Annotated in this window: 6 protein-coding genes and 1 pseudogene; 4 read left to right on the top strand and 3 right to left on the bottom strand. The window is 69.8% G+C overall.

Features of this window, described 5'->3' with window-relative positions:
• The 3 genes and pseudogenes from MHW47_RS09960 to MHW47_RS09950 form a co-directional block, all read left to right on the top strand.
• Positions 1-241 (top strand): annotated as a pseudogene (locus MHW47_RS09960) (phosphoribosyltransferase); the annotation flags it as partial.
• 300 nt (positions 242-541) lie between these two features.
• Positions 542-1,231 carry a ribosome hibernation-promoting factor, HPF/YfiA family gene (gene hpf / locus MHW47_RS09955; RefSeq protein ID WP_018555972.1) on the top strand — a complete coding sequence of 230 codons (690 nt, stop codon included), beginning with the start codon at positions 542-544 and terminating at the stop codon, positions 1,229-1,231.
• Positions 1,232-1,417: 186 nt separating this feature from the next.
• A complete protein-coding gene (locus MHW47_RS09950) occupies positions 1,418-2,170 on the top strand; it encodes a response regulator transcription factor (RefSeq protein WP_239222300.1) in 753 nt (250 codons plus the stop codon).
• A gap of 30 nt (positions 2,171-2,200) precedes the next feature.
• Here the strand turns inward: MHW47_RS09950 and MHW47_RS09945 are convergent, their stop codons facing one another.
• Together MHW47_RS09945 and MHW47_RS09940 are read right to left on the bottom strand one after the other, a co-directional pair.
• A complete protein-coding gene (locus MHW47_RS09945; protein WP_239222299.1) occupies positions 2,201-3,376 on the bottom strand; it encodes a winged helix-turn-helix domain-containing protein in 1,176 nt (391 codons plus the stop codon).
• 72 nt (positions 3,377-3,448) lie between these two features.
• Positions 3,449-4,033 (bottom strand): GNAT family N-acetyltransferase, encoded by a 585-nt coding sequence (locus MHW47_RS09940; protein ID WP_239222298.1) that lies wholly within the window; start codon positions 4,031-4,033, stop codon positions 3,449-3,451.
• 242 nt (positions 4,034-4,275) lie between these two features.
• Between MHW47_RS09940 and secA the strand changes: the two genes are divergently transcribed.
• Complete coding sequence (gene secA, locus MHW47_RS09935; RefSeq protein ID WP_239222297.1) at positions 4,276-7,098, top strand: preprotein translocase subunit SecA; 2,823 nt, start codon at positions 4,276-4,278, stop codon at positions 7,096-7,098.
• 115 nt (positions 7,099-7,213) lie between these two features.
• Here secA and MHW47_RS09930 read toward each other — a convergent pair whose 3' ends face one another.
• Entirely contained in the window at positions 7,214-7,627 is a 414-nt protein-coding gene (locus MHW47_RS09930) for an Rv3235 family protein (protein ID WP_239222296.1), read from the bottom strand.
• Positions 7,628-7,725 lie beyond the last annotated feature (98 nt).

The raw sequence follows: 7,725 nt of genomic DNA, 5'->3' as shown, positions 1-7,725 counted from the left end.
CGGGCGGCTGCTCGCCGCCGGACGGGTGGTGCTGGTGGACGACCTGCTGACGACGGGGGCCACGCTGGCCGAGGCGGCCCGGGCACTCGACGCGACGGGGCGCGGACCGGGCCCGGAACGCGGCGCGGTGGTGCGCCACGCGGCCGTGGTCGCGGCTTCCCCTCTCGCCTTCGCCGCAGCATGTCCAGTCGGGCCGCGAAATAAACCGGAACTGAATCCGAACTTGCATCGTTGCAGGTAGTGAGCGGGTCAATAGCCCGGAACGGAGGTACGCGTGAGTAGCGGGTGCCGACATCCGTCCGAGCAGGCTATGTTCGGTTGTGAGGAATGGTGAATGCCGGGCCTCGACGAATGCACCACCGTGTTTCGGGCAGGCGACCCACCAGCTCGGAAGCAGAAAAATTCGGTGGGGTGGAAACCCCGCCGGCGGGGGAGGAGGAGGTGTAAGTCACCGAGTCCGCGGCTCCGGCGAAGTCCGGAGCCAGGTGCAAAAGGGAGATGCTCCGCCGCCGAGCGGAGCGATCCGGGAACGGAGTTCTGCGTGGACATCGTCGTCAAGGGCCGCAAGACCGAGGTGCCCGAGCGGTTCCGCAAGCACGTGGCCGAGAAGCTGAAGCTGGACAAGATCCAGAAGTTCGACGGCAAGGTGATCAGCCTCGACGTGGAGGTGTCCAAGGAGCCGAACCCTCGTCAGGCAGACCGCTCCGACCGGGTGGAGATCACCCTCCGCTCGCGTGGACCGGTCATCAGGGCGGAGGCGGCCGCAGGCGACCCGTACGCAGCGCTTGACCTGGCCACCGGCAAGCTGGAGGCCCGGCTGCGCAAGCAGCACGACAAGCGCTACAGCCGCCGGGGTTCGGGGCGCATCCCCGCCGCCGAGGTCGGCGAGATGGTGCCGGACGCGGCATCCTTCAACGGTGACGGCGAGCTGATCGCCGACGAGACGGCACAGCCCGTACCCACCACCAGGATCGGCTCGCTCGAGGTACAGGGCGAGGGACCGCTGGTGATGCGCGAGAAGACGCACGTGGCGGCGCCCATGTCGCTCGACCAGGCGCTCTACGAGATGGAGCTGGTCGGTCACGACTTCTATCTGTTCGTGGACAACGAGACCAAGGAACCCAGTGTCGTCTACCGGCGGCACGCCTACGACTACGGTGTCATTCATCTGAGGACCGACCCGCTGGCCGCCGACGAGGCGGGCGGCGCGGGCGGCGCACTCGGCGGCTGACGCCCACCGCCCGGTGGTGCCCCTGGAGCGTCTGTGCGCCCCCAGGGGCACCCGTGTGTCACCAAGGGATCACCCGCGCTGACGCTCCGGCATGAAATCATGGCGGACCAAGCCAACCGGTGTTCTGTGGACTGCCGTTGGCGACAGTTCGTGAACTTCAGGCCGTGGCCTTCAGGGGGAGGAACGATGGCGGACACCTTCGGGCCCGTGCGCGATACGAGTGACCGCGAGGACGCCGCGCGCGGGCTCGGCGCGGACCGCGACGGCGGCTACCGCAAGGAGCCGATCAGGGTCCTGGTGGTGGACGACCACGCCCTCTTCCGCAGAGGCCTGGAGATCGTCCTCGCCCACGAGGAGGACATCGAGGTCGTCGGCGAGGCCGGGGACGGTGCCGAGGCCGTCGACAAGGCGGCCGACCTGCTGCCGGACATCGTGCTGATGGATGTGCGGATGCCCCGGCGCGGCGGCATCGAGGCGTGTACGTCCATCAAGGAGGTCGCCCCCAGCGCGAAGATCATCATGCTGACGATCAGCGACGAGGAGGCCGACCTCTACGACGCCATCAAGGCCGGTGCCACGGGCTATCTCCTCAAGGAGATCTCCACCGACGAGGTGTCCACCGCGATTCGCGCGGTCGCGGACGGGCAGTCCCAGATCAGCCCTTCCATGGCGTCCAAACTCCTCACCGAGTTCAAGTCGATGATCCAGCGGACCGACGAGCGCCGGCTGGTGCCGGCCCCCCGTCTCACCGAACGCGAACTGGAAGTCCTCAAGCTCGTCGCCACCGGCATGAACAATCGCGATATCGCGAAGGAACTGTTCATTTCCGAGAACACGGTGAAGAACCACGTCCGCAACATTCTGGAGAAGCTCCAGCTGCACTCCCGCATGGAAGCGGTCGTCTATGCCATGCGGGAGAAGATCCTGGAGATCCGCTGACCGGCGCGGGGAGCGGCAAGCCGTACGCGGTCAGGCCAGCAGACGGCCTATTTCCGCCGTGAGCGGCCCGCGCAGTTCGGGTGCCTCCACCCGTTCGAGCCGGACGTCCGAGCAGCCGACCCAGGAAGCCGCCTCGACCAGGGCCTGAGCCATCGGCTCCACGGCCTTGGCGCCCGCCAGGGACACCTGCCGGGCGACCAGTGTCGTCCCCTCACGGGCCGGGTCCACCCGCCCCTGGAGCTTCCCCCCGGCCAGCAGCGGCATCGCGAAGTAGCCGTGAATCCGCTTCTGCTTGGGCACATACGCTTCGAGGCGGTGGGTGAAGCCGAAGATCCGCTCGGTGCGCGCCCGCTCCCAGACCAGCGAGTCGAACGGCGAGAGCAGCGTCGTACGGTGCCGTCCGCGCGGTTCGGAGGCCAGCGCGGCCGGGTCCGCCCAGGCCGGCTTGGCCCAGCCCCGCACCGTCACCGGCACCAGCCCGGAGTCCGCCACCACGGCGTCGAACTGCTCGCCCTTGAGCCGGTGGTAGTCCGCGATGTCCGACCGGGTGCCCACACCCAGCGACTGTCCGGCGAGCCGGACCAGGCGGCGCAGGCACTCCGCGTCGTCCAGGTCGTCGTGGAACACGGCCGGCGGCAGGGCGCGCTCCGCGAGGTCGTAGACCCGCTTCCAGCCGCGCCGCTCGGTGCACACGACCTCGCCGTACATCAGGGCCCGCTCGACGGCGACCTTGGAGGCCGACCAGTCCCACCACTCCCCGCCGTTCTTCGCGCCGCCCAGCTCCGTCGCCGTCAGCGGGCCCTCGGCGGTCAGCTGCTTGACGACCGTGTCGTACGCGCCGTCCGGCAGGTCGTGCGACCACTGCGGCCTGGACCGGTAGGCGCGGCGGCGGAACGCGAAGTGCGGCCACTCCTCGACGGGCAGGATGCACGCCGCGTGCGACCAGTACTCGAAGGCGCGGCCGCCCGACCAGTACGCCTCCTCGACCGTGCGCCGGCCGATCGCGCCCAGGCGCGCGTACGGGATCAGCTCGTGCGAACGGGCCAGCACCGAGATCGTGTCCAGCTGTACGGCGCCGAGGTGCCGCAGGACGCCCGGCACCCCCGCCCGGCGGTCCGGCGCCCCGAGGAAGCCCTGGGCGCGCAGCGCGATCCTGCGGGCCTGGTCGGCGGAGAGTTCGACTGCGGGTGGCTGCACAGACGTCATGCTCCGCACTCTAGGCGGCGGCACTGACAGCGCGGGCCGGTCTTCCGGAGGCGGGAGGACCACCCCTGGACGTCAGGGGGTGGTCCGGGCCGCCGCCGGCACGTACGCCTCGGTGCCCGGCAAGCCCAGGTCGGAGGGGAGCAGCGCCCCCGTCCAGGTGTCGCGGCGCACGCCCTTGTTCAGCAGGCCCGAGCGCTGCACGCCCTCCATGCGGAAGCCCGCCCGCAGGGCGACGGCGCGCGAGGGCACGTTGCCGACCTCGGCGCGCCACTCCAGCCGGTCGCAGCCGAGGGAGGCGAAGGCCCAGCGGGCGGCGCCCAGGACGGCCTCGGTCATGTAGCCGCGGCCGCGCTGCTCCTTCGCCGTCCAGAAGCCGATCTCGTAGGTGCCCGCGTGCGTACGGCGGTTGACGCCGAGCGCGCCGGTCAGGGTGCCGTCCTCGCGGAGCACCGCGAAGTTGTACATGGAGCCGTCCCGCCAGCCCTCGGGGCTCATCCGCTCCGTGAAGAACTCCGCGTCGGAGCGCGCATACGGCGACGGGACGACGGTCCAGCGCTGGATGTCCGGGTCCTGACAGGCCTGGTACACCGCTTCGGTGTCCTGCGGGCCGAAGGGGCGCAGCCGCAGGCGGTCGGTGGTGAGAGTGGTCGCTTCCATGAAGGGATTCTGCTCAGCGGGCGGAAGCGGAGCGAGTGCTTTTCGTGCTTCCCCGGCACCTTCGGCGCCCTTCGTCCGTTGACTCGGAAGGGCGCCGCGGGGACAACGCGGTGGCAGCCCTCCCGGCGCGGCGGGGTCCTCGCTTACGATGACCGTTGCGGTGGGGCCCACCTGCCGTGCCCGTGCCCGAGTCCATCACACGACCCCGTGCCCAGGCCCGACCGGCAAGGAGACCAGCCTCAGTGTCCGTCTTCAACAAGCTCATGCGTGCAGGCGAAGGCAAGATCCTGCGCAAACTGCACCGCATCGCGGACCAGGTCAGCTCCATCGAAGAGGACTTCGTCAACCTCTCCGACGCCGAGCTGCGGGCGCTCACCGACGAGTACAAGGAACGGTACGCGGACGGCGAGAGCCTGGACGACCTGCTCCCCGAGGCCTTCGCGACCGTACGCGAGGCGGCCAAGCGCGTCCTCGGCCAGCGTCACTACGACGTCCAGATCATGGGCGGCGCCGCGCTGCACCTCGGCTATGTGGCGGAGATGAAGACCGGTGAGGGCAAGACCCTCGTCGGCACGCTGCCCGCGTACCTGAACGCCCTGTCCGGCGACGGCGTGCACCTGATCACGGTGAACGACTACCTCGCCTCGCGTGACTCCGAGCTGATGGGCCGGGTCCACAAGTTCCTCGGCCTGACCGTCGGCTGCATCGTCGCGAACATGACGCCCGCGGAGCGCCGCGAGCAGTACGCGTGCGACATCACCTACGGCACGAACAACGAGTTCGGCTTCGACTACCTCCGCGACAACATGGCGTGGTCGAAGGAGGAGCTGGTCCAGCGCGGTCACAACTTCGCCATCGTGGACGAGGTCGACTCGATCCTCGTCGACGAGGCCCGTACCCCGCTGATCATCTCCGGCCCGGCCGACCAGGCCACCAAGTGGTACGGCGACTTCGCCAAGCTGGTCACGCGCCTCACCAAGGGCGAGGCCGGCAACCCGCTCAAGGGCATCGAGGAGACCGGCGACTACGAGGTCGACGAGAAGAAGCGGACCGTCGGCATCCACGAGTCCGGTGTCTCCAAGGTCGAGGACTGGCTCGGCATCGACAACCTCTACGAGTCGGTGAACACCCCGCTCGTCGGGTACCTCAACAACGCCATCAAGGCCAAGGAACTCTTCAAGAAGGACAAGGACTACGTCGTCATCGACGGCGAAGTCATGATCGTCGACGAGCACACCGGCCGTATCCTCGCCGGCCGCCGCTACAACGAGGGCATGCACCAGGCGATCGAGGCGAAGGAAGGGGTGGACATCAAGGACGAGAACCAGACGCTCGCCACGATCACCCTGCAGAACTTCTTCCGCCTCTACGGCAAGCTCTCCGGCATGACCGGTACGGCGATGACCGAGGCCGCCGAGTTCCACCAGATCTACAAGCTGGGCGTCGTGCCGATCCCGACGAACCGGCCGATGCAGCGCGTCGACCAGTCGGACCTCATCTACCGCACCGAGGTCGCCAAGTTCGCCGCCGTCGTCGACGACATCGCCGAGAAGCACGAGAAGGGCCAGCCGATCCTGGTCGGCACGACCTCCGTCGAGAAGTCCGAGTACCTCTCGCAGCAGCTCTCCAAGCGCGGCGTGCAGCACGAGGTCCTCAACGCCAAGCAGCACGACCGGGAGGCGACGATCGTCGCCCAGGCCGGCCGCAAGGGCGCGGTGACCGTCGCGACGAACATGGCCGGACGAGGCACCGACATCAAGCTCGGCGGCAACCCGGACGACCTCGCCGAGGCGGAGCTGCGCCAGCGCGGTCTCGACCCCGTCGAGCACGTCGAGGAGTGGGCGGCAGCCCTCCCCGCCGCGCTGGAGAAGGCCGAGGCGGCCGTGCGCGCGGAGTTCGAGGAGGTCAAGGCGCTCGGCGGGCTGTACGTGCTGGGCACCGAGCGGCACGAGTCGCGCCGCATCGACAACCAGCTGCGCGGTCGTTCCGGCCGTCAGGGCGACCCGGGCGAGTCCCGCTTCTACCTCTCCCTCGGCGACGACCTGATGCGGCTGTTCAAGGCGCAGATGGTCGAGCGCGTCATGTCGATGGCCAACGTGCCCGACGACGTGCCGATCGAGAACAAGATGGTGACGCGTGCGATCGCCTCGGCGCAGTCGCAGGTCGAGCAGCAGAACTTCGAGACGCGCAAGAACGTCCTGAAGTACGACGAGGTGCTGAACCGGCAGCGCGAGGTCATCTACGGCGAGCGGCGCCGGGTCCTGGAGGGCGAGGACCTCCAGGAGCAGATCCGCCACTTCATGGACGACACGATCGACGACTACATCCGCCAGGAGACGGCGGAGGGCTTCGCCGAGGAGTGGGACCTCGACCGGCTGTGGGGCGCGTTCAAGCAGCTCTACCCGGTGAAGGTCACGGTCGCCGAGCTGGAGGAGGCGGCGGGCGACCTCGCGGGGGTCACCGCCGAGTTCATCGCCGAGTCCGTCAAGCAGGACATCCACGACCAGTACGACGAGCGGGAGAAGACGCTCGGCTCCGAGATCATGCGTGAGCTGGAGCGGCGTGTGGTGCTGTCCGTGCTGGACCGCAAGTGGCGTGAACACCTCTACGAGATGGACTACCTCCAGGAGGGCATCGGCCTGCGGGCCATGGCCCAGAAGGACCCGCTGGTCGAGTACCAGCGCGAGGGCTTCGACATGTTCAACGCCATGATGGAGGGCATCAAGGAGGAGTCCGTCGGCTACCTGTTCAACCTGGAGGTCCAGGTGGAGCAGCAGGTCGAGGAGGTCCCGGTGCAGGACGCCGACGCGAAGACGTCGCTGTCCAAGGAGGACGCGGTGCCGGCCGCGCGGCCGGAGATCCGGGCCAAGGGGCTGGACGCCCCGCAGCGGCCGGACCGGCTGCACTTCTCCGCTCCCACGGTCGACGGAGAGGGCGGGGTCGTCGAGGGCGACTTCGCCAACGGTGAGGCCGGGGCCGGTGCGTCGTCCGGGTCGGACGGGCTCACCCGGGCGGAGCGGCGCAAGGCGCAGAAGTCCGGTGGCGGGCGGCGGCGCAAGAAGTAGCCGTTCCGGAAGTGTGACGGCCGGTCGGGCCGGGTGCCGTGGGGCGCCCGGCCCGACCGGCCGTCGCGTTTCCCGCCGGGGCCCGGCGGGGCGCGTGCGGGGAGGGCCCGGAGGGTCATCGCGTGGGGGTGGTGCCCAGTTCCACCGCCGCGCAGCGCCAGCGCAGGTCCGGGCCCTGCTCCAGGCGGAACGCCATCGCCCGGACCTGTTCGCCCGCCGCGATGCTCGCGCACGCCTCCACGACCCCGGGCGCCGGCTGGGCGCCCCGGCACATGCGGATGACCGGGCGGGTGCCCCGGGTGCGCAGCGGGGTGGTGGGGGCCAGCGCGGCCAGCTGGTCGTAGGCGTCGCCGATCGTGTGGCCGAGCATCCAGTGGACCGGGCGCTGGCCGCTGAGGACCGCCAGGAGGCGTTCCGCGAACCAGTGGTGGGGCCGCATGCGCCTCGGGACGCGCCGGCGCTGCGCCGGTACGGTCTCGGGCCTGCGGGTGTCGTGCCGGCCGGCGGGGCCGGTCCTGTTCGTGGTCATCTGTCGCCCCCGTGCTCCAGAGGCCCGGTGTACCGGGCGGTAACTTCTGTAGGTGATCTTCTACGGGGGAGCCGGAATTGTCGCAAGTGTCGGGGAGC

The sequence above is a fragment of the Streptomyces sp. OfavH-34-F genome (genome assembly GCF_022347745.1).
GTDB lineage: Bacteria > Actinomycetota > Actinomycetes > Streptomycetales > Streptomycetaceae > Streptomyces.
Note: the sequence above shows the minus strand (reverse complement) of the source record. Positions and strands in the feature narration are given on the sequence as shown.